The sequence below is a fragment of the Sinorhizobium arboris LMG 14919 genome (genome assembly GCF_000427465.1).
Taxonomy (GTDB): Bacteria; Pseudomonadota; Alphaproteobacteria; order Rhizobiales; family Rhizobiaceae; genus Sinorhizobium; species Sinorhizobium arboris.
Genome location: NZ_ATYB01000009.1, coordinates 156089 through 182589, shown reverse-complemented (window position 1 = coordinate 182589; position 26501 = coordinate 156089). Strand labels below are relative to the sequence as shown.

General features: G+C 61.8%; 24 protein-coding genes and 1 pseudogene. 8 read left to right on the top strand and 17 right to left on the bottom strand.

Going from position 1 to position 26501, the window contains the following annotated elements; all coding sequences use genetic code 11:
* Positions 1 to 5: 5 nt before the first annotated feature.
* The 5 genes from SINAR_RS0108655 to argE form a co-directional block, all read right to left on the bottom strand.
* Positions 6 to 1049, bottom strand: a complete 1044-nt coding sequence (locus SINAR_RS0108655; RefSeq protein WP_027998732.1) for a tartrate dehydrogenase — start codon at positions 1047 to 1049, stop codon at positions 6 to 8.
* Positions 1050 to 1057: 8 nt separating this feature from the next.
* Entirely contained in the window at positions 1058 to 2521 is a 1464-nt protein-coding gene (locus tag SINAR_RS0108650) for an aldehyde dehydrogenase family protein (protein ID WP_027998731.1), read from the bottom strand.
* Positions 2522 to 2872: 351 nt separating this feature from the next.
* Positions 2873 to 3226 (bottom strand): cupin domain-containing protein, encoded by a 354-nt coding sequence (locus SINAR_RS0108640; protein WP_027998730.1) that lies wholly within the window; start codon positions 3224 to 3226, stop codon positions 2873 to 2875.
* A 127-nt stretch (positions 3227 to 3353) separates the two neighbouring features.
* The gene (locus SINAR_RS0108635; protein ID WP_027998729.1) at positions 3354 to 4277 is read right to left on the bottom strand and encodes a 2-hydroxyacid dehydrogenase; all 924 of its coding nucleotides are present in this window, start codon (positions 4275 to 4277) and stop codon (positions 3354 to 3356) included.
* A 22-nt stretch (positions 4278 to 4299) separates the two neighbouring features.
* Positions 4300 to 5424: an acetylornithine deacetylase gene (argE, locus tag SINAR_RS0108630; protein WP_027998728.1), complete on the bottom strand. Its 1125-nt coding sequence runs from the start codon at positions 5422 to 5424 to the stop codon at positions 4300 to 4302.
* A gap of 328 nt (positions 5425 to 5752) precedes the next feature.
* Here argE and SINAR_RS0108625 point away from each other — a divergent pair, with 328 nt between their 5' ends.
* The 3 genes and pseudogenes from SINAR_RS0108625 to SINAR_RS1000000137725 all read left to right on the top strand — a co-directional run.
* On the top strand, positions 5753 to 6646 hold the full coding sequence (locus SINAR_RS0108625) for a GNAT family N-acetyltransferase (RefSeq protein ID WP_027998727.1): 894 nt from the start codon (positions 5753 to 5755) through the stop codon (positions 6644 to 6646).
* Between the two features lie 319 nt (positions 6647 to 6965).
* Positions 6966 to 7268 (top strand): type II toxin-antitoxin system RelB/DinJ family antitoxin, encoded by a 303-nt coding sequence (locus tag SINAR_RS0108620; protein ID WP_027998726.1) that lies wholly within the window; start codon positions 6966 to 6968, stop codon positions 7266 to 7268.
* Positions 7265 to 7351: pseudogene (locus SINAR_RS1000000137725) on the top strand (type II toxin-antitoxin system mRNA interferase toxin, RelE/StbE family); the annotation flags it as partial. The gene SINAR_RS0108620 and the pseudogene SINAR_RS1000000137725, both read left to right, overlap by 4 nt.
* Before the next feature lie 205 nt (positions 7352 to 7556).
* On the opposite strand, the gene SINAR_RS0108615 reads toward SINAR_RS1000000137725, so the two are convergent.
* Genes SINAR_RS0108615 through SINAR_RS0108600 form a run of 4 tightly spaced genes read right to left on the bottom strand, consistent with a single transcriptional unit; the run spans position 7557 to position 10136 of the window.
* On the bottom strand, positions 7557 to 8063 hold the full coding sequence (locus SINAR_RS0108615) for a DoxX family protein (RefSeq protein WP_441004979.1): 507 nt from the start codon (positions 8061 to 8063) through the stop codon (positions 7557 to 7559).
* On the bottom strand, positions 8050 to 8871 hold the full coding sequence (locus SINAR_RS0108610; protein ID WP_027998724.1) for an HvfC/BufC N-terminal domain-containing protein: 822 nt from the start codon (positions 8869 to 8871) through the stop codon (positions 8050 to 8052). Before SINAR_RS0108610 ends, SINAR_RS0108615 begins: the two co-directional genes overlap by 14 nt.
* Positions 8858 to 9784, bottom strand: a complete 927-nt coding sequence (gene bufB, locus SINAR_RS0108605; RefSeq protein ID WP_027998723.1) for an MNIO family bufferin maturase — start codon at positions 9782 to 9784, stop codon at positions 8858 to 8860. Before bufB ends, SINAR_RS0108610 begins: the two co-directional genes overlap by 14 nt.
* Positions 9785 to 9812: 28 nt before the next feature.
* Positions 9813 to 10136 carry a BufA1 family periplasmic bufferin-type metallophore gene (locus tag SINAR_RS0108600; protein WP_027998722.1) on the bottom strand — a complete coding sequence of 108 codons (324 nt, stop codon included), beginning with the start codon at positions 10134 to 10136 and terminating at the stop codon, positions 9813 to 9815.
* Between the two features lie 248 nt (positions 10137 to 10384).
* Between SINAR_RS0108600 and SINAR_RS0108595 the strand changes: the two genes are divergently transcribed.
* Together SINAR_RS0108595 and SINAR_RS0108590 are read left to right on the top strand one after the other, a co-directional pair.
* Entirely contained in the window at positions 10385 to 10918 is a 534-nt protein-coding gene (locus SINAR_RS0108595; RefSeq protein ID WP_027998721.1) for a sigma-70 family RNA polymerase sigma factor, read from the top strand.
* A gap of 1 nt (position 10919) precedes the next feature.
* Entirely contained in the window at positions 10920 to 11558 is a 639-nt protein-coding gene (locus tag SINAR_RS0108590) for an NrsF family protein (protein WP_027998720.1), read from the top strand.
* A gap of 96 nt (positions 11559 to 11654) precedes the next feature.
* Here SINAR_RS0108590 and SINAR_RS0108585 read toward each other — a convergent pair whose 3' ends face one another.
* The 3 genes from SINAR_RS0108585 to SINAR_RS01000000133200 all read right to left on the bottom strand — a co-directional run bounded on the left by SINAR_RS0108585 (position 11655) and on the right by SINAR_RS01000000133200 (position 15340).
* Positions 11655 to 13748, bottom strand: a complete 2094-nt coding sequence (locus SINAR_RS0108585; RefSeq protein WP_027998719.1) for an oxidoreductase — start codon at positions 13746 to 13748, stop codon at positions 11655 to 11657.
* A gap of 207 nt (positions 13749 to 13955) precedes the next feature.
* Complete coding sequence (locus SINAR_RS01000000133205; RefSeq protein ID WP_033057208.1) at positions 13956 to 14393, bottom strand: Rrf2 family transcriptional regulator; 438 nt, start codon at positions 14391 to 14393, stop codon at positions 13956 to 13958.
* The gene (locus SINAR_RS01000000133200; protein WP_050577450.1) at positions 14390 to 15340 is read right to left on the bottom strand and encodes an NAD(P)/FAD-dependent oxidoreductase; all 951 of its coding nucleotides are present in this window, start codon (positions 15338 to 15340) and stop codon (positions 14390 to 14392) included. The genes SINAR_RS01000000133205 and SINAR_RS01000000133200 overlap by 4 nt, the downstream gene beginning before the upstream one ends.
* Before the next feature lie 308 nt (positions 15341 to 15648).
* On the opposite strand from SINAR_RS01000000133200, the gene SINAR_RS0108570 reads away from it, so the two are divergent.
* Positions 15649 to 16179, top strand: coding sequence for a cytochrome c family protein (locus tag SINAR_RS0108570; RefSeq protein ID WP_027998718.1), 531 nt, complete (start codon positions 15649 to 15651; stop codon positions 16177 to 16179).
* A gap of 121 nt (positions 16180 to 16300) precedes the next feature.
* On the opposite strand, the gene SINAR_RS0108565 is transcribed toward SINAR_RS0108570, so the two are convergent.
* The 4 genes from SINAR_RS0108565 to SINAR_RS01000000133195 all read right to left on the bottom strand — a co-directional run bounded on the left by SINAR_RS0108565 (position 16301) and on the right by SINAR_RS01000000133195 (position 21811).
* A complete protein-coding gene (locus SINAR_RS0108565) occupies positions 16301 to 16753 on the bottom strand; it encodes a hypothetical protein (protein WP_027998717.1) in 453 nt (150 codons plus the stop codon).
* 383 nt (positions 16754 to 17136) lie between these two features.
* Positions 17137 to 18381 (bottom strand): adenylate/guanylate cyclase domain-containing protein, encoded by a 1245-nt coding sequence (locus SINAR_RS0108560; protein ID WP_027998716.1) that lies wholly within the window; start codon positions 18379 to 18381, stop codon positions 17137 to 17139.
* A complete protein-coding gene (locus tag SINAR_RS0108555) occupies positions 18378 to 18767 on the bottom strand; it encodes a response regulator (RefSeq protein WP_027998715.1) in 390 nt (129 codons plus the stop codon). The genes SINAR_RS0108560 and SINAR_RS0108555 overlap by 4 nt, the downstream gene beginning before the upstream one ends.
* Positions 18764 to 21811, bottom strand: coding sequence for a GAF domain-containing protein (locus SINAR_RS01000000133195; RefSeq protein ID WP_033057206.1), 3048 nt, complete (start codon positions 21809 to 21811; stop codon positions 18764 to 18766). Before SINAR_RS01000000133195 ends, SINAR_RS0108555 begins: the two co-directional genes overlap by 4 nt.
* 747 nt (positions 21812 to 22558) lie before the next feature.
* Between SINAR_RS01000000133195 and SINAR_RS0108545 the strand changes: the two genes are divergently transcribed.
* Positions 22559 to 24280 carry a tetratricopeptide repeat protein gene (locus SINAR_RS0108545; RefSeq protein WP_027998714.1) on the top strand — a complete coding sequence of 574 codons (1722 nt, stop codon included), beginning with the start codon at positions 22559 to 22561 and terminating at the stop codon, positions 24278 to 24280.
* A 242-nt stretch (positions 24281 to 24522) separates the two neighbouring features.
* Here the strand turns inward: SINAR_RS0108545 and SINAR_RS0108540 are convergent, their stop codons facing one another.
* Complete coding sequence (locus SINAR_RS0108540) at positions 24523 to 25419, bottom strand: DMT family transporter (RefSeq protein ID WP_027998713.1); 897 nt, start codon at positions 25417 to 25419, stop codon at positions 24523 to 24525.
* Positions 25420 to 25596: 177 nt separating this feature from the next.
* On the opposite strand from SINAR_RS0108540, the gene SINAR_RS0108535 reads away from it, so the two are divergent.
* Positions 25597 to 26487, top strand: a complete 891-nt coding sequence (locus SINAR_RS0108535; RefSeq protein ID WP_027998712.1) for a LysR family transcriptional regulator — start codon at positions 25597 to 25599, stop codon at positions 26485 to 26487.
* Positions 26488 to 26501 lie beyond the last annotated feature (14 nt).

The following is a 26501-nucleotide window of genomic DNA, read 5'->3' as shown; positions in this document are numbered from 1 at the left end:
TGGAATCAGTCGAGCGCGGCGACAACCGCCGCGGTAATGGTTTCGGTTCTGTCTTTTCCCGGCACCGTTCCGATGCCGCGGCTGGTCGTTCTTTCAAGCGCTTCCATGACCCTCCGCCCTGCCTCTCGTTCCCCGAGATGGTCGAGCAGCATGGCGCCGGACCAGATGGAGGCGATGGGGTTTGCGATGCCGAGATGCGCAATGTCCGGAGCGGAGCCGTGTACCGGCTCGAACATGGAAGGGGCGCTCCTGTCCGGATTGACATTGGCCGAGGCGGCAAAACCGAGTCCGCCCTGAATGGCCGCGCCGAGATCGGTGAGTATGTCGCCGAAGAGGTTGGAGGCGACGACCACGTCGAGGCTTTCAGGCGCCATCACCATGCGCGCGGCCATGGCATCGATGTGGTAGCTCGTCACCTCCACCTCAGCGTATTCGGCAGAGAGCTCTCGCGTGATCTCGTCCCAGAGCACCATGGAGTATTTCTGGGCGTTGGATTTGGTCACCGAAGCGAGCTTGCCGCGACGCTGACGTGCCTGCTCGAAGCCGAAACGCAGGATCCGTTCGACGCCCGTGCGGGTGAAGATCGAGGTTTCGACCGCGACCTCGTCCTCCGTCCCATGATGGACGCGGCCACCGGCACCGGAATATTCCCCCTCCGTATTCTCGCGAATGCAGAGAATGTCAAAGGCTCCAGCTTTCAACGGCCCCTGCACGCCCGGTAGTAGTCGGTGCGGGCGAAGATTGGCGTACTGCACGAAGGCCTTGCGGATTGGCAGCAGCAGGCCATGGAGCGAGATGGAATCCGGCACCTCCGCCGGCCAGCCGACGGCGCCGAGCAGAATCGCGTCGAAGCGGCGGAGCGTTTCGATGCCGCCTGGTGGCATCATCGCACCGGTCTCATTGTAGAAGGCGCAGGACCACGGAAGGGGCGTTCCGGTGAGCGTGAAGCCGGAATGCCTTGCGACGGTCGAAAGGACCTGCCAGGCGGCATCCGTCACGTCCGGGCCGATTCCGTCCCCGGGGATGAGTGCGATCGAATAGGATTTCATGAAAGCTCCTAAAGGCTGATGAGCACGCTCTTGCTCTTGCGGTTGGCGTGATACGCCTCGCGGCCGAGGTCCTTACCGATGCCAGAGCGCTTGTAGCCCCCAGTCGGCAGGATGTGGTCGCGCGATCGGCTGTAACGGTTAACCCAAACGGTGCCGGCCTGAAGCCTGCGCGTCAGCCGCAGTGCGCGCGACAGGTCGCGGGTGAAGAGGCCGGCAGCAAGGCCGTAGGTGGGGTGATCGGCGAGAGCTAATGCCTCCTCCTCGTCGGCGAAAGTCTGCATCGTCAGCACCGGGCCGAAGATTTCTTCCGTAATCGCTGGCGAGGAGCTGTCGCGCACGGCCATCAGCGTCGGCTGATAGAAATACCCCGGCACATCCATTGGGGCGCCTCCGAACAGGCATTCGCCGCCCGCCGCCACGGCCGTCTCGACGATGCCGTGGATGCGGTTCAGCTGACGCTTCGAGATGATCGGCGAATATTCACTCGTCTCATCCCAGGTCGGCCCCGGCACCGCAGCCTTCATGCGGGTGACGATCGCCTCGGCGAGCGGGGCGGCGATGCTTTCCTCCACAAGCAGGCGGGAGCCGGCGACGCAGGCCTGGCCGGCGTTCGAAAGCATGCTCTGCGCGATCGCCACTGCGGCCTTTTCGAGATCGGCGTCGGCGAAGACCAGTTGGGGGCTCTTGCCGCCGAGCTCCAGCGTCATCGGCTTGATGCCGGTGCGGGCAATATTGGTCATGATGGCGGAGCCCGCGCCGGTCGAGCCGGTGAAGCTCACCTTGCCGATGTCCGGGTGACCGGTGATGGTATTGCCGGTGACTGCTCCGTCGCCGAGCACGATATTGATGAGACCGGCTGGCAGACCGGCGCGGATCGCAAGCTCGGCAAGGTAGACTGTCGAGAACGGCGTCATTTCGGAGGGCTTCAGCACCACCGCATTACCGGCGGCGAGAGCGGGTCCGAGCTTCCAGGCGGCCATGGAAATGGGAAAGTTCCAGGGCGTGATGGCACCGACGACGCCATAGGGCTCGGTCATGACCATGCCGAGACTGGCGTCGTCGGTCGGCACGAGATTGCTTCCTTCTTTGTCGGCGAACTCGGCGAAAAAGCGGATCTGTTCGGCACTAACAGCTATATCGCCCGCGACGAGGTGCCCGACGGGGCGGGTCGAGGAAAGCGCCTCGAGCTTGGCGAGGGTTCCTGCTTCCTTTTCGATCAGGTCGGCCCAGCGTTGCAGCACGACTGTGCGCTCGCGCGGCCGCACGCCGCCCCAGTTGCTGGATTTCAGCGCCGCTTTGGCCGTCTCGACGGCGCGGTCGACGAGAGCTTCGTCCGCAAGAGGGCAGCCCGCATAAGGCTTGCCGTCGGACGGGCGACGCATGTCGATGACACCCTCGGCCGATACCAGTCGGTCGCCGATGAAATGCCCGATGGGCAGGGGAAGTGTGTCAGGATCAAAGCTGAGTGTCATCGCGCATCCTCGGCATGGGCTTAAAGCCAAGCTAACGGACGAAGCCGAGCAGCATGCATCGAGTGAAGGAGCAACGACGGCGGAAAATTACGTTTTCAGCGACTGGACAGCGAAATGTTTGGAGACCGGGATGGACGCGACGGTGACGTATCGGCGATGCGCCGGAGCAATCCGAAAGGGGCGGGAGGGAGCGATTGATGGGTTGGAGAAGCGAGGATGCGCCAGAAAGCCGCGAACGTGCCGTGTTGGGCGAGGATGCCGGTCTGCCGCAAAATTCCGTCGAACCTGTTCGAGCGCGATCCGCGGGGGTAGCCCGTATGAGAAGCCCCCGATCGGATCGCGCGTCGCGCACTACATCACGGTCACGTAGATCTTGCGCACCTTCTCGATCGTCTTCCAGACGCCGACGAAACCCGGCTTCATGACGAAGCTGTCGCCGCTCTTGTAGACGACCGGCTCGCCGCCTTCCGGCGTGAGTTCGACGACGCCCGAAAGGATATGGCAGAACTCGAAGGTCTCGCCCTTGATCGAGCGCGTCTCGCCGGGGGTCGCTTCCCAGACACCGGTATGGATCATCTCGCCGCGGGCGACGTCCTGAGCCCAGGTCTTGAAGGAGGGATTGCCGGAGATCAGACGCTCGGGGAGCGGGCTAGACTCGCGCGGCGCGAAAGAGGGGCTGGTCTCGATGGTTTTCAACAGCGACATGGCTTTCCTTTCCTGGGGTTAGATCTTGATGCATTTCGCCGAACCTGTGCAGCGGTATCCGGGCAACAACATTCATGAAAACAAGACGTAAAGCGTTTCACATGGTTGCGCTTCAACGCGACGCGCCTTAATAGCCGCGGCGGCGGTCGACCAGCCCAAAGGGCTTGAGACCTGATCGATGCCGCTTGATGTTCTCGATCACTGCTTTGGCCGCGGTTTCCGGCTGGGTGACGCTCGCGATGTGCGGCGTCAACAGGATCTTCCGGTGGCTCCAGAAGGGATGACCCGCCGGCAGCGGTTCGGGGTCAGTGACATCGATGACGGCCCCGGAGAGATGGCCGCTGTCGAGTGCCTGGAGGAGTGCCTGGTGGTCGAGTTGCGGTCCGCGTCCGACATGGACGAGCGCCGCGCCGGCCGGGAGCCTGGCGAAGAGTTGGGCACTTAGCAGCCCACGGGTCTCGTCGGTCAGCGGCAGCAGGCAGATGAGAATGTCGGTCGAGCCCAGCAAAGCATCAAGACCGTTTCGGCCGTTCAGGCATCTCACGCCTTCGATTTCATGCGGGCTGCGGCTCCAGCCGGAGAGCGGAAAGCCGAAAGGCATCAGTCGATCGAGTACCGCAGTTCCAAGCATACCGAGGCCGAGCACGCCGACCCGTCGCTCGGCCGCCTGGACCGGCGCAATGGCCTGCCAATTCTCGCCTCGCTGCCACTCGAGATAGGCCGGCAGGTTGCGGTGAAGCGCGAGCACAGCAAGTGTCACATACTCCTGCATCATCCGGATGATACCGTCCTCGACCGTTCGCACCACCTGCACATGCGGCGGCACTGCATCGATGTGGAACTGGTCAACGCCGGCGCCGATCGAGAAAAGGATCTCAAGATTGCTATAGCGCGAGAGATCTTCGGGCACTGTCCAGGTGATCAGGTAGCGCACCGATTCCGGATCGACCGCCGCCGGGTCCGTGGCGAAAGAAATCTCCGGCAGTTCACGCGAAAAGGCCTTGGCGAAGATTGCGCCACGTTTTGCGTCGGAATTGAAGAGGAAGGTCATCGCGCGTCTCCTTCTCCGAGCCTCAGGCGCGGCAAGTCTCGCCAAGCCGCTCGATCATCGCCTGACAGGCCAGGAGCTCATCGACGTGAATGAATTCGTTGGGCCTGTGGGCGCGGTCGATGTTTCCGGGGCCGCAGATGATCGCGTCGATGCCGGCCCGTTGGAAAAGTCCCGCTTCGGTGCCGTAGCTGACGGCTGGGAGAGGCTCGAGACCGGTCAATTTTTCAAGCAGCCGCGCAAGGGGCGCTTCGGGGCTAAGCGAAAGTGCCGGATAGGAGCTTAGTTCTTGCCAGTCCACTTCGAAGCCTCCTTCCGACAGCGCCTCGGCTGCCTCTCGCACCGGCGCGAGGAGTTCCGCCGGATCGACGCCGGAAATCGCCCGGGCCTCGAACTCGGCCTCGCAAGTGTCCGGAATGATGTTGATTGTCTGGCCGCCTTTCACCGTGCCGACCTGCAGGGAAGAGTAGGGCGGCTCGAAGACATGCTCGAACGGACCACAGGTCAGTCGGTCGGCTTCTGCGACCGCGCGAGCAAAGACACCCGTGACAGCATGGATGGCGTTCAGCCCTTGGTCGGGACGTGAAGAATGGCCCGAACGACCTTTGACGGTCAGTCTGGCGGCAGCCTTGCCCTTGTGGGCGCGTATCGCGCGCAGGCCGCTCGGCTCGCCGACGATCGCACCGAGCGGCCTCGCGCAGAGTTCCGGCAAGCGCGCGATCATATGCGGCACGCCGCGGCAGCCCGCCTCCTCGTCATAGGAGAAGGCGAGGTGCAGCGGCTGGCGAAGCGGCTTGGCTGCGAGCCTGGGAACGGTGGCGAGAACGGCGGCGAGAAAGCCTTTCATGTCGGTGGCGCCGCGCCCATGGAGCCGGCCCGCTTCCGCACGCAGGCGGAAGGGATCACTTGCCCAGCCGGTTTCATCCGCCGGAACGACGTCCATGTGACCCGATAGAATATAGCCACGCGCCTCTTTCGGCCCGATGCTGGCGAAGATGTTCGACCGATCGCCCTCCGGACCGGGAAGGACAGTGACAGCTATGCCGTGACTTTCCAGAAACCTGCGGATCCAACCCGCTATGTCTTCATTGGGCAGGCCCACGACAGAGCGAAAGCCAACGAGCTTCTCCAGGATTTCCGTTGCCTGCATCGGTTCCCTCATAATATGCCCGGCTTTTCGAGATCGATGCTGTCGTTCATGCGTTCACAACGAAAGTTTTGATATCGACGTGTCCGCATGAGATGAGCGGCAAGCGACCCGCGGCTCGCTTTTCGACAGGTACCTTAGAAGCCTGCGAACGATTTACATGCTGAAAGCGCGTCGAATTCGGAGGATTGTTGTGTGCGCAATACGCTCTCAAGCGAATCGTGTCGTGCGTCAGGTCCTATTGTGAGCAAGAAAAGCTTTCGCCACCGCCTGGCTGAAACTCTACTGGCGAAGATGAGACGAAAGCAAAAACAATGGCGGGAGGCAAAGGGTGGGCGCACCGGCAGCCGATTCTAAATTGATCGACAGCTTCAAAATGCATGTGGCCACAATCGAGAGCGCCGATCTCGAACAGTTGCATGCCTTGTCCGTTTCCGTCGGTTGGCCTCTGCGTTCGGAGGATTTGCAGTTTCTGCGCGAGTGCGGCCACGGCTATGTCGCGCGCGATGATATTGGCAGGCTAACAGGTTCTGCCATGTGGTTCCCGCATGGCGACGATTTCGCGACCATAGGCATGGTGATCACTTCTCCGCGCCTGCAGACAAACGGCACCGCACGTTGGCTCATGGATCACGTGCTTTCGGATTGCCGGGGACGCCATCTCAGGCTCAATGCGACGAGGCCTGCCCGCCGTCTTTATCATTCGCTCGGTTTCCAGCCCTTGCGGACCATCTATCAATGCCAAGGCATTGTCCACCTCTCGACCGAGAGCTTATCGCCGGCGGAGCAGTCGGCCGTTCGGCGACTGGAAGGGGAGGACTTTCCCGCGGTCGCTGAACTGGATGCACGGGCATTCGGTATTTCGAGGGTGGCGCTGATTGGCAAACTCTTCGCACAAGCCAAAAGTTACGGGTTGTTTCGCGACGGTCGGCTTCACGCTTTCGCGCTTTGCCGTCCTTTTGGCAGAGGTCATGTTATCGGCCCGGTCGTTGCGGACTCTGATGCTGATGCCATCGCAGTTATCCGACAGCATGTCGCCGCACACGAGAATCAGTTTCTGAGGCTCGACACACCGGCCGAGACAGGCCCTTTCGCCACATTCCTCTTACAGTCGGGCCTGACCGTCTTCGACACCGTGCTCGCAATGTCCCGTCAGGGCAAAGGCGGCGCGGACGTGGTGCCCGGAACAAACCTCTACGGCCTCGCAAGCCACGCTCTTGGCTAAACCTTTGAAGCTGTTGCAACGCGAGATCATACCCGCGAGCCTCACAGCAGCGTCCTCGATCGGATAAACGAATTGAGGCTGTCAACGGGGCGCACCTGCCGTTTCCATCCTTAAGGTGTCGAAGAGAGCCATTCTGCACGAGGCCTGTGCGCGGCTTGTTGCGAGGATGTTCACGTTCCGGACCACAAGATCGCATAATCTATCAACAGGAACGGCGCTGTAGCCGGCCCGAGTCGGTTTGAATTTGGCATGAGACCGTCGCGGCGGCTCTAGTATCTGTCATGCATGTGCATTACATTGGCGGTGAAGGAGATTGCACATGGCTTCAAATGCACTTGTTCAGACTCGGATCGATGCCGAGGTCAAAGAGCGCGCCACGGCGGTTTTAGAGAACATGGGTCTGACGGTCTCGGACGCTGTTCGAATCCTGTTGACTCGGACTGCGAATGAGGGCGCCCTGCCGCTGGAACTCTTCAGTCACAGCGAGGCGCACGACGCTTGGTTCCGTGCCAAAGTGCTGCGGGCACTCGAGGATACCCGACCCGACGTCGACGATGCCGATGCGCACTTTCGAGAGCGCCGGTCGGCAGCTTTGCGCAAGGCTGCGCCGGGTGATCGATGAGGCTCGTCTGGGCGCGATTTGCGCTTGACGATCGCGACACCATCTTCACTTACATCGAAAACGAGAATCCGACGGCGGCGGTAGGTCGACGGGTCGATGCCGTTCAAGGCGGGGGATTCACGACGGCTTGGCGTTGTAGAAGCGAGCCGGGTTCCGGCACCAGAAGCGTCTCGGCTACCACGTTACGGGTCTACAAGCGCAAGCATCAGCTGAATCGGCACAGCCGTCAGTTCGCGCTCGGCGGCGGATTGTCTGGCTCGGATCGGTGCGGATCGAGACTCCGGCTGCTCATTTTCCGGGCGCAACCGGTGTCATGAGCCAGTGGTCAAGCGACAGCCGCCCCGCACCCGCGGCGATGACGCCCAAAGCCATCGCAGCCCAGGTCAGATGAATGGGCCACCCGTCCGGAATGGTGAACTGGATCACGATCGTCATTGCGAGAAGCCCGAGCGCGGCAAGGCGTGTCGCCAAGCCCAGGACCAGGAAGATGGGCAACAAGACCTCGGCGCAGGCGACAATGAAGGCAGTCACCGCCGGTGCCGGGAACGGATATGGCCCGCCCGGCAGGTGAAGCTGGAATTCCGACGTGAACAGAAGAAGGGCAACGTCGTTGAGTTCAAGAAAACCATCCCATTTGCCCATGCCAGAGCGCCAGAAGGGCACGGCAAGCGCCAGGCGTAAGGCGAGTTGGGCCAAGGACGCCGGGACGAAGGCGGCGATCATGCCGTCGGTTCGGCCGAGCAAGCTTCTCTTTTTCCCGTTCTCGTGTCCGTCGAGGAAGTTACGTCCCAACATCGCCCTTTCGTCCTCCATGGCCAATAGCGGCAAAAGCACCGGCCTCCAGCATCATCCTGATGACAGGAGCAAGATCGAAGCCGGGGTGGCGAGCCTGCGCCGCGACCGCGGCACGGCCCAATGGCTCCCCTTCGAGGAGACTGACGACGAAGATGCCGACCTCCGGCGGAAGAGCGCGGACCTCCACCTCGAGCGCAGGGCGGGTGATCAGCGCGGTTTCCGGGGCCGTGGCCTCGATGCGCCCGACCGGACCATCCCCGCGATTTGCAGAGAACACGGTCACGGCCGGATAGGAGGAGCGGACCAGACCGGTCGCCGGATGCGGCTCGAAAACGAGGTCGGCAAGTTCAGCGGGCTCAGCGGCTGCCAGCGCCTGCGGCAGCAGGACGGCTGCGTCCGGCGCATGATAGGCATCGAGCCAGGCGCGCTCGATCCGCGCGATATCGGCCAGCCACGGCATCGGCTTGGCATATTCGTAGCGTTCTATGAAGTCGGGAAAGTCCTGGCCGTATTCGAAGAGGAGTGGCGATTTCGGTGGCGTCTCGCGGATATGGAACCGGGCCATGGCACGGAAGAATGCTTCGCCGGTGATGCGCCTCGTCGCCGGGAATGTGGCAGCCAGCGCCTCCATAAGGCTTACCGTCACATTGTTGCGGTAGACGTTGAAGCGCCTGTCGGCCGCCTTGCCGTGCGGGCCGGCAAGGAGCGTCGGGGTTGGACAAGCGGGATCGAGCAGGCCGGCCACGAAGCTTCCGGGATAGTTGAGGTCGTCCGCCGGCTTCAAGAAACAGTCCCTAACCGCGCCCATGCAACGTCTCCTGTCGAAGGCCGGCGGCGTGGCGGTCCATGAGCATTTGGGCGGCCTTCGCCTCATGTTTCAACACCGGCCAATCCGGAATAGCGCTATCCCATTCGATCAGCGTAGGCGTCGGGCCATGTCGGGCGATCACCACCTCGAAGAGCTTCCACACCGCGTCGGCGACCGGCCCATCGTGACTGTCGATCAACAGCAGATCGCCTTCATCGTCCTCCTGCTCCGTATGGCCGGCGAGGTGAATCTCGCCGACATGGGCCAGCGGAAAGTCGGATAGATAGGCGAGGGCGCAAAAGCCATGGTTGGTGGCCGAAACGAAGACATTGTTGATGTCGAGCAAGAGGCCACAGCCGGTGCGCCTCACCAGTTCCCGGATGAACGCCGTTTCGCTCATCGTCGATTCCCTGAAAAGCAGGTAGGTCGAGGGATTCTCAAGCAGGAGCGGCCGTCCGATCGCCTCCTGTACCTCGTCGATGTGTTCTGCCACGCGCTGCAAGCTTGCCTCGGTGTAAGGCAAGGGCAATAGGTCGTTGTAATAGGTCGAGTCGTGCGTAGACCAGGCGAGATGTTCCGAAACGAGCGCCGGCTCGTATCGGCGGACGAGGGCAGCGAGGCGGCCGAGATGGCCTTTGTCCAGCGGCTGCGGTCCGCCGATCGACATGCACACGCCATGAAGCGATAGCGGATAGTCCTCGCGTATCTTCGTCAGCGCGGCATGCGGAGGGCCGCCGGCTCCCATATAGTTTTCGGCATGAACTTCGAAGAAGCCGCCAGCCGGTCCGTCGGCGAGAATGTCCTGCAGATGCTGATGTTTAAAGCTGGTTCCGGCCAGTCCATCGACCGGATGCGCCGGAAAGCGGAGCGCTTCTGGCGGGGCGCGATCAGCGTGAATTGCCACTTCCGGCATTGTCGCCTCCACTTTCCGGCTGTTCCGATTAAGATGGAAGATCGCGCGTCAGCGGCTCCGGCGAGCCCTTGCGGTCACCCGGCAGTTCCATAGTCGTGCAGGTGCCGCCGTCGACGAATTTCCAGGCATTGCCTTGGTAGTCGACAGTCGACGTGGCCTGGCAGGTCGTGCCGGGGCCTGCTGCACAATCATTCTGGCCCTTGAGCGCGACGCCGTAGCACTTCTCCTTGCCTGCATCCATTGCGGCCTTGACCTCGGCCTGCGAAAGCGGCGCGGCCATGGCGAGCGACGACACCGCGGTTGCCACAGCGCCGGCAAGCATGGCCGTGTTGATCGAGCTTCTGGTTGTCATGGTCTTCCCTCCATCGTTGCTGCGTGCGCCTAGCATAGGCACGCAGTCCGTCCTTCGCGGCCACCGAGCGGGATGTTACAATCGACCGCTACACGCTTTCGTGAGCGCGGTGACGTTTGATTTTAGGACGGGTGCGGGAAGATTTAGGAAGAACGCATACTTCCGGCCCCACGGCCTGCGCGGCAAACATTTGCCGCGTGGGGGCATGTAACAAGTGGCAAATGTCGGCGAATAGGAAGGAAGAGCAGGTGAACGGCGCTGACGACCGCGATCTCGCCCGGCTCCTTCGTATGTCGCTTGGTGGCGACGAGAAGGCCTACAGCGATTTCCTGCAAAACGCGGCTGCCCTTGTTCGAATCTGGGCGCGCCGGAGAGTGGCCAATGGCCTTGATCCCGAAGATGTCGTCCAGGAGACACTGCTGGCGGTCCATTTGAAGCGCCATACCTGGCGAACCGACGGACCTGTGAAGCCTTGGCTGTTTGCCATCGCGAGGCATAAGCTCGTGGATGCCTTGCGACGGCATGGCCGCCATGCTCGCGTGCGACTCGACGCGGTCGAGGACGTTCTCGTGACAGAGGAGGCGGAAACCGCCAGGGACTGGGAGATTGGCCGCGCGCTCGAGGCGCTGACGCCCGGCCAACGCTCGGTCGTGACTGCTATATCGGTGGAGGGCCGCACGATCGCCGAGGCTGCAAGAAGCCTCGACATGAATGAAACCGCGGTTCGCGTCGCGCTCCATCGCGGCCTTGCTGCCATCGCCAGGCGATTTGGACGGAAGTGATATGGAAACGCAGGAACTCATCAAGGCCTTGGCTGCGGACAACCGGCGAAGCGGCATGCCGATGACTGTCGCCTGGTCGGGCGCCATTGCCCTCGCCGTCGCCCTCGCTGCAGGTGTCTTCTTCGCCTTCCTTGGTCCGAGGCCGGATATTGCAAGCGCAATGCAGACGTTGCGCTTCCCGTTCAAGATTGTGGCGGCGATCGTCCTTGCAGTCAGCTGCCTTGGCGCCTTGCGCTCGCTCTCCCGGCCGGAAACCGAGCCGCGCGACTTGCTGCCCACTCTGATGGTCGCGCCGGTACTAATCGCACTGGCGGTTATCGCCGAGCTCTTTGCCGTCCCGGCAAGCACATGGTTCCCGAAGCTCTTTGGAACGAACGCTCTCGTGTGCCTGACCTTTATACCGCTGATCGGCATCGGGCCGCTCGCTCTGCTGCTGCTGGCGCTGCGCCATGGAGCTCCGTCACATCCCGCGCTTGCGGGCGCGGTTGCCGGCTTGGCCGCCGGCGGCGTTGCGGCGGCTTTCTATGCTTCGCACTGCACGGATGACTCTCCGCTTTTCGTTGCAATCTGGTACACGATGGCAGTCGTAATCCTGTCGCTTGCAGGGGGGCTTGTCGCCCGCCGCATAATCAACTGGTAAGTCGTGTGCGAAAAGAACAGTTGATCCCTCGCAGCTACTTCAGGTGACAGTTCCTGCGCGGCATGCCTCATCCGCTCCTGGCCGCCGCAAACCGTCCTACGCCGAGCACAGACGATGAAGCCTCGCAATATCTTCGCGCAGGAACGGAGCTCGATCTACGTCGACCTGTTCCTGATAGGTCCGGGCATATTGATGGCCAGAATAGACGGCGGCTGCAATCAGCCCTGGCGCGAGGCAGTCGCCGAGGCGGGTCACGCTCTTGATGCCGGCGTCAGCCCACTCGTCTTCGCGGGCCTTGAGTTCCAGCCACAGGGTCTCGTCCGGCAGGCGGGCGGTGACTGGGACGAGAGCGGCGCACTCCACCGGGCGGGTCCTGCCGCTGTAGACGCATGATAGTTCGAGCCGGTCTTTCGTGCGATCGGCAAGGGCCATGGCCGTGATGATTTCGACACCGAGGTCAATGAGGCGCTTTTGGACGCGTCCCTGTTCCAGCGTGTTTTTACTCCAGGGGGAAACCTGGCATTCGGGCGTCACGAAGATAACCATGCGGCCGGCCCTGGCGAGCAATTCGGCGAGCACGCTGCCCATGTAGAAGCAATCGTCGTCGAAGACGATGACAGGCCCGTCGGTGGGCACCGCCCGGGCGCCCTCGGAAAGGATGGCATCGGGAGAGACGAGGGTACCTGCCGACAGAAAGTCGAGCGGCACCCGGTGGGTGCGGCCGACGCCGTCGGTGCGCCAGTTCGCGCCCGTCGCGATTGCCACATGGGGGATGCCGTATTGCAGCACGTCGGAAGCCGAAAGCAGGCTGTGCAGGTAAAGCTCGGCGTTGACGCGGGTGCTGAGCTGGCTCACGCGCCAGTCGCGCACGCGGCCCCAGGTCGCCAGGCCGGGCAGCCGGCATTCGCGCGCGACGCGGCCGCCCCATTCGCCGCCGCCCTCCGCCAGCACGACATCGACGCCCCGCTGGGCGAGCGCGCGTGCCGCTTCGAGGCCCGCGGGTCCGCCGCCGATCACGAGGGCGGGTTCGGGGGTTTCCGACTTCGCGATGATCTCCGGATGCCAGCCCTTGCGCCACTCCTCGCCAATCGTCGGGTTCTGCGTGCAGCGCATCGGTACGTTCGTGTTGTCGCCGGAGGTGCAGATGTTGCAGCCGATGCATTCGCGGATGTCATCGATGCGGCCCTCCTCGATCTTCTGCGGCAGGTAGGGATCGGCAATCGACGGGCGCGCGGCGCCGATGAAGTCGAGAATGCCCTGCTTGATCGCCCGCACCATGCTGTCCGGAGACGTATAGCGGCCGACGCCGACCACCGGCTTGGTCGTGACGGATTTGACGAAGCGGATATAGGGCTCCTGGTAGCCTTCCTCGGAGAAGCGAGCCGTCTGACTGTCGTTCGACCAGTCGGAGAGGTTGACGTCCCAAAGGTCGGGAAGCTCGCCAAGCGCCGAGATGATGTCTTGGCCTTCCCCCTCCCAGGTGATGCCGAAAGGGCCCATCAGTTCGTCGACGGCAAGGCGCACCGCGAGCGCGCAGGTGTCGCCGATCGCGTCGCGCACATCGTCGAGAATCTCCCGGAACAGACGGAGCCGGTTTTCGAAGGAGCCGCCATATTCGTCGCTGCGGGCATTATGGCGGCGGGACAGGAAGTGCTGCAACACGCTCATGTCGTGGCCGGCATAGAGGTAGATGATGTCGAAGCCGGCCCTTTTGGCACGCAGCGCGGCATTGCGGTACCAACGGCGCATGTCGGCGATGTCGGCCTTGTCCATTGCGCGCGCCTGGACCGGATCGAGGCTGTCGCTGACGGCGTGCGAAGGAGCGAGCGGAATCATCCGGCTGAAACGGTTGGCGACGTGCAGGCCGTTGTGCACGAGCTGGATCGCGGCGAGGCTGCCATGGGCGTGGATGCGCTCGGTGACGGCGGAAAGGGCAGGGAGGTCGCCGTCGTCCCAAAGGCGGGCTTCGTTGGCTGGCGTCAGGTCCGATGTCGGGTGGATTTCCGCCTCCTGGGTCGAAACGACGGCCCAGCCGCCTTCCGCCTTCATGCCGCGCAGATGGGCCTCCGCATTGGGATAGCGGTAGCCCATGCCGGAACAGTGGGGCACCTGGTAGAAGCGGTTGCGGGCCGTGACCGGCCCGATCTTGACGGGTTCGAAAAGAATATCGAAGCGGGGGTCTCGGGACATGGTCTGCCATCCTGAAGGAACTGCGGTCGCCGCATGGAAGCGCGGCGGTCGGATGACCGCCAAAATATCGGGAACCTTCCGCCAGGCAAGAGAATTGTTATACGGGTGTATAATTTTGATGCCGCGGTCGGCAGCTGAGAGGACGGTTCGCCGAACCCAACCTCGAAGTCGAGCCCGTAGCTAACTCCGAGCCGGCCGGCAGAGGCGCTACTGTTTGAGTTCGGCTCGGCAGATGGCATCGAACTCTTCCGCCAGGTCGGCGAGTGTGATCTCGCCCAGTCTACCCATCAGCAGCCGTTCGGCCTGATTGAGCGCATCCGCGACTGAGCTGTTGACGACCCGTTCGACCGCGCAGGATGGATTGGCGTTGTCGATGCCAATCGCGAAGATATGACGGCCGCCAACCGCCCGATGAATGTCCAGCAGGGTCGTTCTGTTGAGGTCGCAGGCGATCGTCCAGCCGCCACCCTGTCCGGTGACGGATCGAACATAGCCGTGGGCGCGCAAGCCGGCCATGGTCCGGCGTACGACAACAGCGTTCGTCTGAAGCATTCCGGCAATCTGCTCGGACGTGTAGGGACGATCATGGCGCGCCATGTGCAGCAGGACGTGCAGCATGCGGGACAAGCGGCTGTCGATTCTCATGACACTCTCTGGGAAATGTCGGCCGGATGTGCATCCTTCCGGCTGAATTTCCGCCGTTCGATTTCTCTCTCCAGCAGGTACATGACGATATGCGGGCCGACATTGGTGCCGGCGGCGGATGCATGCGCGAGATGCGCGGCAGGATCTGCAGCGTTTCCGACGGCGAAAATCCCCGGTCTGCTTGTCCGGCCGGCGCCGTCGACCCGCGCCAGTCCCATTTCGTCGACATCGCACAGGTGTGCGGCGAGTTCGGAGGCCGCTACCATGTCAGCGGCAATCCATGCGGCGTCGCAGGCGATCGATTTGCCCTTGCGTGTCATGAGCGCTTCAAGTCGCTCGCCGCTGTGAACCAGTCCCGTCACCTCGTCGGCTATCACGTCGATGTCCAGAAGCCGCAGCCGTTCGAGCTCGGTATCCGTGAATGCATGCTGCGAAACCACCGTCACATCGCGAGACCACATCCAAACCCACGATGCCATGTGGACCAGCCTCTTCGGCACGCCGAAGACGACGAAGCGCTTTCCTTGCACCTCATAACCATCGAAGCACGGACAGACGCGAAGATCTCGACCCCAGACCTTAGGTAATCCCGAAAGCGGAGGCAGCTTGTCGATCAGCCCGGTCGCAAGAACAACTGTACGGGCAAACGTTACCGAATGGCCGTGTTGCACCTCGAAAAGCCCGTCGGCCTGCGGCGTCACGGAGGATACCCGGTGACGTTTGATCCCGATCCCATACCCGTGAACCTCGGCGCGGGCACGGGAAAGAAGCTCCCGGGGCGGCAAACCATCGAAACCGAGATATTCGCGAACTTCCCCGACGCTTTCGATTCGGCTTGGGCCTCCATCAAATACGATCGCGGAACGGCCCGCTCTTCCGAGGAACAAAGCGGCGCTTAGACCCGCAATACCAGCGCCGACGATTGCCGCGTCCACAACACGTTCCATTGGTCTATCTCGCTCCGAATTTCGTCCGAGCCGCCAGCATACAGCACGCCACGAAAATCGCAACAATTGTTGTTACAATTAGACGCGAAGACTGTCGCTCCGGCCGGGTCGAAGCGGCCATCCGCACATCGCCGCGGCGCGTTCGATGAAGCACTTGCCCGCTTGTGGCGGCGACATGATGCGCCTAGCTGCGAAGTCGGGCTCTGCGGCCGACATCCAGTTCCGATAATTCAAAATGGCTAATATATAGCGCGACTCCGTTATGATATTCAGTCTTCCTCAGCAGCGAGCCTCAGGGGGAGGTAAGCATGTCTCGGCTAAGCTTTGGATTCGCATTATTCGCCACATCTGCTTTGGGGCTACAGCCGCTGGCTGCAGTTGCTGCCGACGATCCCGAGGTGGCGCGGGGGGAATATCTCGTCACGATCGGCGGCTGCAACGACTGCCACACGCCGGGATATTTCTTCGGAAAACCCGACAGCTCACGTTTTCTCGGCGGGTCCGATGTAGGCTTCGAAATCCCCGGGGAGGGCGTTTTCATCGGTCGCAACATCACGCCCGACAAGGAGACTGGCATCGGCAGCTGGACCAGGGAACAGATTGTGACTGCCATTCAGACCGGGCAGCGTCCCGACGGCCGCATGCTGGCGCCGATTATGCCGTGGCACGCATTTGCGCAACTCAAAAAGGAAGACGCAGACGCAATCGCGGCATTCCTTCAAAGCCTGGAACCGGTAAGCCATCAGGTACCGGGTCCGTTCAAGCCAGGGGAAAAGGTGCCGACCTTTATGTTCAGGATCTTGCCGCCGGGCGAAACCGCAGCCGCAGCGTCAAGATAGCCGCGGCACAAGCTTCGAAGTCTTCCAGCTTCCCTGGAAACATCTTGCTTTGTGGAAACCGCCGCAGCTGAGCTGCGGCGGTTCTCCAGCGGCGGAAGGGTATAGCCCGCGAGCATGGCCATCAGGCCGAGTGGGCAATATCGCCGTCAAGTCGACGCACATCCTTTTGCAGGTGTGCATACGATACCCTTGGAATCGCGCCGCCGTGCAGGTCCGCCACCTGAACAGCCCGTGCGCGAATGCTGGCTTCCTCACGCCGCAGCCGGTTGAACGTCACGGCATTGAGTTCGCCTTCTGAGCGCTTGGTGTCTATGAGATGGTTGGCAGCACGCAGCTCGCTGAGAATATTGCTGAGCCGTGGCGCGCGCACAGCGGTGGGAGCTTGATATACCGGTACCGCCGGCGCTGCAGCGCCGTCGCCCCCGAAAAGTCCGCTGTAGTAGTCGCCGTTTTCAGGGCCTCTCAAGGAAATGCCGCGATCCTCGTGCCCCTGATGTTCAGCGGCGAGTGCACCGCCCGCTGCCAGGGACAGGACGAGAGCTGCGATTGGAAGTGTCTTGATGAACGAGCGCATTTTCTTGTCTCCTAGAAAATGAGGAAGCATGAGCCTCCAGTCGGGGCTGCCTGATATTGTCGGGTCGCGACCTCAGTCGCCGGCAGTATCCAGCCTCGATGACAATAATGATCGGTGTTTATCTGGCGGTCATCTTAACAATATTTAATATTGATGCGCCGTTATTAGAACAAATTCTTGATACCTAAAATAATGTCGACCCGTGTAGTCGGGGTTACAGAACATTTCTCGAGGTTGGATGGAATCTCGATTACGCAGTTTTGAATTGCTCATGGGTCAAATGGACAGATCACCTCACCTCGTTTGGGTTGGGCAGGCAATTCGGAAGGTCAAGAGGAGGCATGATAGATCCCACTGATCAGAGGATCAGGTGGCGACAATCTTCAGAGCTTGATCGTCGTTTTTACTTCACCATTTAACAGTCGCTTCAGATGGAAGCCGGCGAGCCGGTCCTCCGCGTCGCGGCCAACGAGGGCCGCAAATGCTGCAACTGCATGAGGATCGCCCGACTCCAGCTCCTGGAAAGCCCGCAGGTACGCCTGTGTTTCTGAGCTGGCGCAAGTCTCGGCATCAAGCGGCTCGTAAGCCCGGATCGGCTGGGCGCGGCCCCTGAGGACGAGGTCGCCGACCGGGCGGCCGCAGAACGCCTGTGCCCTAACAGCAATAACGGAGCTCACGCACATTCGCGTGCCCAAGGTTTTGTTGGCGGCTTGCAGGCGTGCGGCGACGTTAATGGTATCACCATAGGCGCTGTAATCGAAAAACCGCCCTCCTCCGAAATTGCCAACGACTGCGGTTCCGGCGTGCGCTCCAATGCGTGTGTGGCCAAGCGAGATTCCTTTTCTGTGACAGTGATCCCGGAAGGAGCATGCGAAGGCGTCAAGCTCGAGCGAACAGGCGACCGCGCGCGTGGCATGGTCCGGCTGATCGGAGGGAGCACCGAACAGCACGTGGAGCGCGTCGCCGATTATCTTTGCTACGGTTCCGTCGTGGGCAAAGACGATATCAGTCATTCCGGCAATGTAGTCGTTGAGGAGGCGACCGAGCTCGCTCGGTTCGATCGTTTCCACCAGGGTGGTAAACCCGGTCAGGTCTGTGAAAAGCGAGGCAACTTCCCGGCGCGTGCCTCCAAGGTCCAGGCTGTCGCGGCTGTTTGCCAGGCGTTCGGCGAGATTGGGTGAGAAGTAGCGAGAAAGCGCCGCCCGCGCATGTTCGGCCGCCTCCTGTCGGCGCTGCACCTCGCGCAGTGCCTCGACGTGGTGGATCGTCTTGGCGATTGTAGCCTGAAGGTCGGCAAAATCGATCGGCTTGGTCACAAAGTCATAGGCGCCGCGGTTCATCGCGGTGCGAATATTGGGCATATCGCTATAGGCGGAGACGATGATCGTGGACAGGTCTGTTCCCTTCTCCTGAAGCGTCGCCAGGAGCGCCAAGCCATCCATGCGGGGCATATTGATGTCGCTCAGCACCAGGTCCACGTCGTGCTCAGCGATCACTGCCAGCGCCTCGATACCGTCGCGGGCAAAGAGAAAGCGCAGCGCCCCATCGCGGATCTGCTGCCGGAATTTCTGAATGAGCAGTGCTTCCAGGTCCGGTTCATCGTCGACAACGAGGATACAGTTGCTCATACCAAGCGCCCGACACGCATGTTGATCTCTTCGCTCAGTGCGACGAAGTCGATGGGCTTGCTCAGCAGTGCCTCCGCGCCTCCTTCCAAAGCCCTTTGTCTCGTGTCCGGATCGCCGTAGGCGGTGATCATGATCACCGGTACGTCGGGCCGTACGCTCCGCGCCTTCGGCAGCATTTCAAGTCCGCTCATTCCAGGCATGTTGACATCCGACAGAATGAGAATGAGCGTGACATCGGCGGCATCGGCAATCCGCGCTAGCGCGGCCGGCGCCGATCGCGCGAACTCCATTTTGAAGCGGCCGGCGCGCAGGTCTCGGCGGAATTGCTGCCGGAAAAGCAGCTCAATATCCGGCTCGTCATCGACCACCAGGATGAGGGGACTCATCGGTTCGCCCCCGTTCTTGCGGCGGCCATTCGCGGCAGGTGGATGCGAAACTCGGTGTAGTGACCGAGCTCGGTGTCGACCGTAATGGAACCGCCATGCTGCTTCACGACAATATCGTGGCTGAGGGACAGTCCGAGTCCCGTTCCCTCGCCGGCAGGTTTGGTGGTGAAGAACGGATTGAACATTTTCTCCCTCACCGCGGCCGGAATGCCGGGGCCGTTGTCGCGGATAACGATCTCGACGGTGTCACCGAGGTTCTTCGTAACCGCGCTCAGCGTCGGCTCATAACCCTCGCAAGACTCGGAGGCGGCCCGCTGGCTCGTCGCATAGAAACCGTTGGAGATCAGGTTAAGAAGCGCGCGTGTGATCTCCTGAGGGTAAAGATCAATTTCGCCGGCCGCCGGATCGAAGGATTTCTCCAGCGTCACATTGAATCCCTGCTTCGCGGCACGCGCACCATGATAGGCAAGGTTGAGGCTCTCCTCGACAAGAGCGTTGATGTCAGCCGGCCGGCGCTCGCCAGCGCCTTGGCGTGAGTGCAGGAGCATGTTCTTAACGATCGAGTCGGCGCGGTTGCCGTGCTGGACGATCTTCTCGAGGTTGGCCTTGAGCATTTCGGCAAGATCGTCGATCTCCGTCCGGCTCGCGCCTTGAGCGACAGAGCCGTCAAGTGCCTGTTGCAGTTCCTCCACCAGCTCGACGGAGATCGCCGCAAAATTATTCACGAAGTTCAGGGGGTTTTTTATTTCGTGCGCGATGCCGGCAGTTAATTGCCCAAGCGAAGCAAGCTTCTCGGCCTGTATCAACCTGCCCTGGGCAGTCCTCAGATCCTCGAGGGACCGCGACAGTTCTTCTGTTCTGGCTTGCACCTCTTCAAAGAGGCGCACATTTTCGATCGCGATCACGGCCTGGTCGGCGAAAGTCGACGCCAGCTCTATTTGTTTTTCGACGAAAGGCCGCACATTTGATCGGGTTAGTGCAAGCACGCCGATCGGGCTCCCCTCGCGCAACAGCGGTACCCCGAGTACCGTTCTAAAGCCTCCGAGTCGTTGCCCCTCGATCAACTCGTATTCCGGATCGTCGAGAACGTCGGCGACCTGAACCGGCCGGGTTTCGAGCAAGGTACGTCCGACGATCGTCCCGCGCCCCGGTTCCAGCGGCAGCGCGCGCAGATACTCACCGAATTCGTGCGAGAAGCCGTAGCTGGCGACCGGATAGTGCGCACCGCCCATGGGGCGAGTCATCGTCGCCATGTCCGCCTCGCAAAGGCGAGCAGCGGAGGTCACGAGGGTATCGAGAACCGCCTGCAGATCAAAGGCAGAACGGCTGATCACTTTCAACACATCCGCCGTTGCAGTCTGCTGCTCCAGCGCTTCGGCCAGGTCGGCCGTCCGGGCTTTCACCTCGTCGAACAGCCGCACGTTCTCGATTGCTATGACCGCCTGATCGGCGAACGTCTGGAGGAGATCAATCTGCTTTTCGGTGAACGGCTTGACTTCTGTCCGCCTGATCACGAGACCGCCAATCGCCTCCTGCTGGCGCAGCAGGGGCGCTGCCAAAATGGTGCGATGGCCCAACCGAACAGCCATGCTCTGTCCGTCCGGGAACTCTAACGGCGCCGCAGTCAGATCGGGCACATGAACGGGCTTGCCGTCCACGACGGCTCGGCCCGTGACCCAGTCGCGTGATATCGGCCAGCCCGTGAAATCGATCGGAATTGGTCCGTGATGAGCGTGGAGGCAGAGCCGGTCGCCTCCATCCTTCAGGAAAATGGCTGCATCATAGGCTTCGCAGAGCCGCACGGCGGATTCGACGAGAGTGTCGAGCACCGCCTGGAGATCAAACGCGGACCGGCTGATGACCTTGAGAACATCCGCTGTTGCAGTTTGCTGCTGTAGCGAATCTCTTAGTTCGAGATTTCGTTTCTCCAAGTCGGTGAACAGCCGCACATTCTCGATCGCAATCGCTGCCTGCTCGGCGAAAGTCCTGAGAAGTTCTACGTGGCGGTCCGGAAACACTCCTGGCTGCGTTCGTGCCACCACAATGCTGCCAATTGGCTTTTCCTTCCGCATGATCGGGACGCCAACCAGGCTTCGATAGTTCGCGGATTTCACCTCAAGCGTGGTGTGTGCCTTATAGTCGGCGTCGAGGACACGGTCCGGTATCTGTTCCACCGACCCGCTGAGAATGGAACGCCCGGCCGCGCTGCCTCGGTCGGGCGGTGCGGGAAACAGAGAGCGGACGGCCTCCACGCCTTCGGGCTCCAGCCGGTGATACGCCACGAAGTGGAGCTGCTGTCCGTCGTATCGAAATACGTGGCAGAATTGGGCCCCGCACAGGCGAGCGGCACTTTGTGCGATCGTGTCGAATACTGGCTGTGCATCGGTGGGCGATGTGGAGATAACGCGTAGAATTTCGCCTGTCGCCGTCTGCTGCTCAAGCGATTCGGTCAGGTCTCTGTTGCGTAACCTCGCTTCTTCGAAAAGGCGCACGTTCTCGATGGCGATCACCGCCTGATCCGCGAATGTTCGCAGGAGTTCGATCTGCCGATCCGGGAAATATCCAACCTCTCGACGCGTGACGGCGATTGATCCGATCGGACGTCCTTTCAGCATCAGCGGCACGCCGATGGCACTTCGGTAGGAGACGATGCTCGCCAGCGACAGCATCTGGTAATCAGGGTCGGCGAATACGTCTGGAATCTGTTCAATGGCGCCGCTTATGAAGGCTCGCCCGGTGACATTGCCTTTACTGGGATGCTGCGGAAATTTGGCGCGGACCGCTTCGATGCCTTCCGGTGAAATGCCGTGATAGGCGACGGGATGGAGGCGTTCTCCCTCGAACCTGAAGACGAAGCAAAATTCGGCCGCGCAAAGCCTTGCCGCATTTGCTGCTATGGCGTGGAAGACGGGTTGGGCATCCTGGGTTGAGGCCGAAATCACCCGCAGGATTTCGCTGGTCGCCGACTGCCGTTCGATTGCGTCAAAAAGCTCGCGCTTCAGAAACGCTGCCTCATTATCAGTACGGAGCGTCGATTCCTCCACTTTGCACCCCCCGCTGCACCCCCGCCAAGCTCCCGGTGAGCGCACTGAATACAAGGCCGTCGCCGTGAGGTGAGAATACTCTATCTGGTCAGCGGTGGCGAGAATTAGCACATGCTTGTGAGCGCCGCAGCCAATTTGTCCGGACGGCAGGACAGTTCATTGCCCGCCCGAACGAGGACGGCGATGCATCCCTGGGTGACAGGGAGCCTGGCGCCGCCTTGCGGAATTTCAAGCGCTTTGCCGGGCCGTCCAATCCGCCCTGGAACCATGCCGCGAGGCGGAGCGCGCCATGGCTGCGCCCAGTTACTTAAGGAACTGCCGCAGCGGCGCGACCCATGTATTTATAGGGGTGTATCGACTGCACATGAGGGCTGAACGAACCGTAGCCGTCGCATCAGGAGTGACTCGGCGGTCGTCTCCCACGGCCGCATTGGCGAGACTCAACCGGCTGCTGGATACTCAGACCGAGAAGGGAAGCACCATGTCTATGACCTTCAACATCAACCCATCGGCCTTCCTTGCAGCGGCGCGAAGCCCAGCCTTCTTAAGCTACGCTGCACGAGTTGCCGAGACAATCCGCCGTCGGAGGCGGATCAGTCGTGCACGCGGCTGCGCCCTGCACGAGTTGCCGGATTACATCCTTAAGGACATCGGCGTGACGCGTTTCGAAGTTGACCACCTCGTCTGTTCCGGACGAGGCGCAAAGGCGCGTGAAACGACCGAAACGCTAGCCTCCGATCGAAACAGATGAGAACGACCATGAAAACGCATCTGCTCTCCAGCGCCCTGTCCGCAGCGATCCTGATCGCCGTCGCACCCGCGCTTGCCCATGACGAGAAGCACCACCTGGCCAAGAGCACCGAACTGAAACAGTTCGGCGGCAACCAGCTTCCGGCGCCAGTTATCCGCGGCGAACAAGTTCCTCTGTGGCCAAGTCTGGCCGGTCATCGCTCCGCCGCCTCGACAGCGAGCGACGAAGCGCAGGCTCATATAGATCAGGCGATGATGCTGAGTTTCGGGTTCAACCATGCCGAGGCTGCACGCAACTTCAGGCAAGCACAGAAACTCGATCCGTCTTGCGCGATTTGTTTCTGGGGCGAGGCGCTCGTGCTCGGCCCCAACATCAATGCTCCGATGGATCCAGACGCAAATGCTGCCGCAATGGCCGCGGTGGCAAAGGCCGTGGCCTTTGCGCCCAACGCGTCTCCGCGTGAGCAGGCGTTGATCGCCGCTCTGGCGCACCGCTATGCTGCGGATACCGACCGTACGGTTCTTGACCAGGCCTATGCAGATGCCATGGCGGAGGTCGCTGGCAGGTTTCCGGACGACGACGATATTGCCGTTCTTTATGCGGAGGCCTTGATGGATCTCAACCCTTGGGACTACTGGACCGGTGACGGTACAAGACCGAAGGGGAAAACGACGGAGATCGTCTCGACGCTTGAGCGGGTGCTGGCGCGCAATCCGGATCATGTCGGCGCCATTCATCTCTACATTCATGCCGTCGAGGCCTCGGCCACGCCCGAGCGTGCAGAGCCCTACGCCGATCGCCTCGCAAAGATGGTAATCGATGCCGGCCATCTCACTCACATGCCCTCTCACATCTACTACCGTGTCGGACGCTATGCGGATTCGCTTGCGGTCAACCGCCGGGCAGTCGCAATGGATGAGGCTTTCTTTCAAGCCGTGGCGCCTGAGGGGCTCTATGCGGGCGGCTATTATCCGCACAATATCCACTTCCTGCTGGTTTCGGCGCAAATGGCTGGCGACGGACCGACAGCAATCCAGGCGGCGCAGAAGCTCTCCGGGGTGATTTCGGACGAGCTCGCGCGCACCGCACCTGCTTTTGTCCAGCCGATCAAGGCCGCGCCCCTCTTCGCGCATACCCAGTTCAGCGATCCTGAAACGATCCTTGCGATGCCGCGCCCCACAGGCGCCTTCCCGTTTGTCGACGCGGCCTGGCATTATATGCGCGGCGTAGCCCAGGCTGCGCGCGGCGATCTTGAAGCTGCACGGGTCGAAAGAACGGCGGTTGCCGAGATCGCCCGCTCGTCCGACCTGAGCGGCTTGGAAGCCGGCGGAATGCCCGCAGGTGACGTGCTTGAAATAGCCGGGCACGTTCTCACGGCGCGGATCGCCCAAGCGGGGGATGATTGGCCGGCTGCCGTTCGCGCTTTCGCACAGGCCAAGAAAGTGGAGGATCGCCTCTCCTATATGGAGCCGCGCCATTGGTATTATCCGGTCGGGCAGTCGCTCGGGGCGGCGCTGCTTCGCGTCGGCGATCTCGATGGTGCGGAGAACGCCTTTCTCGAAAGCCTCGATCTCGCTCCGAACAATGGTTGGGCATTGTTCGGGCTGAGCGAGGTCTATCGTGCACGCGGCAACGAGGCCATGGTCGAAACGGCGACCCGCCGATGGCGCGACGCGTGGGTAGGCAACGCCTCGATGCTTCGCCTCGAACGGCTCTGAGGGTCTGCGACAGAGGGCGCGGCTGGCCGGACTCGCCGCGCTCATCATCGGCGGGCGAGATCGCACTCGTGCCTTTATTACTCCGCTGAAGCATACTCGGCCGCAAACTTGAGCCGGCTCCATTGGCCACATCCGGCGGGCGGCTTGCACAAGATCAACCTTGTTGTGCTTCACCGTAGCCGGTGCGCCGCTCACTCCTGGGTGGGACGAGCCGAAGGCCGTGGCGCGGAATTCCAGCGCTCTCACCCGCGCGAGGTCATCCAGACGCCCACCAGCGTCACCGCCAGCCCGATGAACATCGCCGCGGTCAACGGTTCGGAAAACAGCGCCCATGCCCATAGCATGGTGACAGGTGGGCTGAGATAGATCGCTGCGCTGACCTGCGCCACCGGGAAGAGACGCAGGCTGGTATAGTAGACCGAATAGGCGGCAAAGGTCGCAACCAGCACCAGCCACACCATTCCCACGGCGAACTCGCGCGTCATCGGCGGGGTCAGGTTGCCCTGCATGATGGCGCAGACGCCGAACAAGGCCGCGCCGGTAAGGGTATGGACGCAGAGACTCTGGTGAACAGGCATGTGCAGGATCCGCCGCCGCTTGTGCATCACCGACGCGAGCGCGAAAACCAGCATCGAACCCACCGTCAATCCATAGGCCCACGACGGCGCGGCACCGAAGCTGAGGCTGTCGAACGACACGACGAGTACGCCGGCGACCGCGATCGCCGTTCCCAGCCATTGTCGCGCGCTCAGTCGCTCGCCCAATACGGGCTGCGACAAGGCCGCGATCGCCAACGGCAAGAGGTCCGAGATCAGTGCGACCAATCCCGTCGGGACCCGCTGCTCGATGGCAAGTGCGAAGCCACCCAGATACAGAAAAACCGACATCACGCCGAAGAGCATCTGCTCCAGCACTCCGCGCAACCGCATCCGGGGCCCGATAGCCAAGGCGAAGGGCAGCAGGATCAAGCCCGACAGAAGCGTGCGCCAGAAAAGAACCAGCACGACGGAGGCCTCTTCGCTGGCATAGCGGATGCCGACGAAGCCGGAACTCCAGCCGATTACCAGGAGTGTGGCCATCAGGGGCCAGAGAAAACGGCACGGATTCGGTGCGGGCACCGATACGGGTTGGTGTGTCATGAGGCTCTCGGTTGCGGATTGCTCGCCGCTCAGCCATAGGCAACGAAAAACTCGGTTGCACATGACAAATTTCGATCACGACATGACAATCGAGCCGGCACAGTAATGATCTTTTGCTAAATCTTGTCTGAAGCCGCATAGTTTGGCCGAAACGCATCATCAGGGGGTCAGGGCCGCATGATCGAGTTCAACAGCCGGCGTTTAGAAATCGACGCACTGCGCGCCCTCTGGGCGGTCCGCCATCACGGCGGGATCACGCGCGCGGCGGAAGCCTTGGGGCTGTCGCAATCCGCAGTCAGCCACAAGATTAAGCGGCTTGAGACGAGCCTCGGTTGCGACCTGCTCGGCCGCAAGCCAGGCGGAGCGATGTTCACCGCAGCCGGAGAGGATTTGCTGCATTACGCCGGCCGAATCCTCGGCCTGCACGACGAGGCGCTTCTCAGTCTGTCGAAAACGTCGCTTGCGGGGCGCATCGCTCTCGGCTTGACGGAAGATACGGCCTGCAGCGATCTTGCACGCATATTGGGGAGGTTTCGCCGCCTGCATCCGCATGTCTCCGTCCGTACCAAGGTCCGCATGAGTCTGGTCCTGCGGGCGATGCTCGAACGCGGGGAACTGGACGCCGCGATCTTGCAGGTTTTCGCTCATGAAGTCCGCCCGACCGATGTTGTCCTGTTCCGGGAGGAGCTTCACTGGGTCAAGCACCCGGAACTGACGTTGCCGCAGAACGGCGCGATTCCCTTCCTGTCCTTCGACGACGAGTGTTTCTATAGAAGGTGGGCGCTCGACATCGGACAGGACGGCGGCGTGAATCTTGAAACCGTGTTTGAATGTGCAAGCGCTGCCGGAATCGTTGCGGCGGTCACTTCGGCCATGGGTGTAGCACTTCTGAGCGAGCGCCATCTGCGCCCCGGGATGCAGATCGTCACCACCCACCTGCCCTCACCCCCCGGCTTGGCCTATGTCGCGCGCCGCGCGCGAAAGGCGCGAAATCCCGCGCTCGATACGCTCGTCGGTGAAATCCAGAACGAAATCAGCCGTTACGGGGGGCTGGTTCTGGCGAGCTGAAGGTCATGAGCGCG

Bases quoted from the DNA above. Each gene is read 5' to 3' on its own strand.
- SINAR_RS0108570 (WP_027998718.1), top strand. From the start codon at position 15,649: ATGTCTCGGCTAAGCTTTGGATTCGCATTATTCGCCACATCTGCTTTG.
- SINAR_RS0108540 (WP_027998713.1), bottom strand. From the start codon at position 25,419: ATGACACACCAACCCGTATCGGTGCCCGCACCGAATCCGTGCCGTTTT.
- SINAR_RS0108555 (WP_027998715.1), bottom strand. From the start codon at position 18,767: ATGAGTCCCCTCATCCTGGTGGTCGATGACGAGCCGGATATTGAGCTG.
- argE (WP_027998728.1), bottom strand. From the start codon at position 5,424: ATGCAGGCAACGGAAATCCTGGAGAAGCTCGTTGGCTTTCGCTCTGTC.
- SINAR_RS0108560 (WP_027998716.1), bottom strand. From the start codon at position 18,381: ATGAGCAACTGTATCCTCGTTGTCGACGATGAACCGGACCTGGAAGCA.
- SINAR_RS0108565 (WP_027998717.1), bottom strand. From the start codon at position 16,753: ATGCGCTCGTTCATCAAGACACTTCCAATCGCAGCTCTCGTCCTGTCC.
- SINAR_RS0108640 (WP_027998730.1), bottom strand. From the start codon at position 3,226: ATGTCGCTGTTGAAAACCATCGAGACCAGCCCCTCTTTCGCGCCGCGC.
- SINAR_RS0108590 (WP_027998720.1), top strand. From the start codon at position 10,920: ATGGAAACGCAGGAACTCATCAAGGCCTTGGCTGCGGACAACCGGCGA.
- SINAR_RS0108655 (WP_027998732.1), bottom strand. From the start codon at position 1,049: ATGAAATCCTATTCGATCGCACTCATCCCCGGGGACGGAATCGGCCCG.
- bufB (WP_027998723.1), bottom strand. From the start codon at position 9,784: ATGCCGGAAGTGGCAATTCACGCTGATCGCGCCCCGCCAGAAGCGCTC.
- SINAR_RS0108610 (WP_027998724.1), bottom strand. From the start codon at position 8,871: ATGGGCGCGGTTAGGGACTGTTTCTTGAAGCCGGCGGACGACCTCAAC.
- SINAR_RS0108585 (WP_027998719.1), bottom strand. From the start codon at position 13,748: ATGTCCCGAGACCCCCGCTTCGATATTCTTTTCGAACCCGTCAAGATC.
- SINAR_RS0108615 (WP_441004979.1), bottom strand. From the start codon at position 8,063: ATGTTGGGACGTAACTTCCTCGACGGACACGAGAACGGGAAAAAGAGA.
- SINAR_RS0108635 (WP_027998729.1), bottom strand. From the start codon at position 4,277: ATGACCTTCCTCTTCAATTCCGACGCAAAACGTGGCGCAATCTTCGCC.
- SINAR_RS01000000133205 (WP_033057208.1), bottom strand. From the start codon at position 14,393: ATGAGAATCGACAGCCGCTTGTCCCGCATGCTGCACGTCCTGCTGCAC.
- SINAR_RS0108600 (WP_027998722.1), bottom strand. From the start codon at position 10,136: ATGACAACCAGAAGCTCGATCAACACGGCCATGCTTGCCGGCGCTGTG.
- SINAR_RS0108545 (WP_027998714.1), top strand. From the start codon at position 22,559: ATGAGAACGACCATGAAAACGCATCTGCTCTCCAGCGCCCTGTCCGCA.
- SINAR_RS0108650 (WP_027998731.1), bottom strand. From the start codon at position 2,521: ATGACACTCAGCTTTGATCCTGACACACTTCCCCTGCCCATCGGGCAT.
- SINAR_RS0108620 (WP_027998726.1), top strand. From the start codon at position 6,966: ATGGCTTCAAATGCACTTGTTCAGACTCGGATCGATGCCGAGGTCAAA.
- SINAR_RS01000000133200 (WP_050577450.1), bottom strand. From the start codon at position 15,340: ATGGAACGTGTTGTGGACGCGGCAATCGTCGGCGCTGGTATTGCGGGT.
- SINAR_RS0108535 (WP_027998712.1), top strand. From the start codon at position 25,597: ATGATCGAGTTCAACAGCCGGCGTTTAGAAATCGACGCACTGCGCGCC.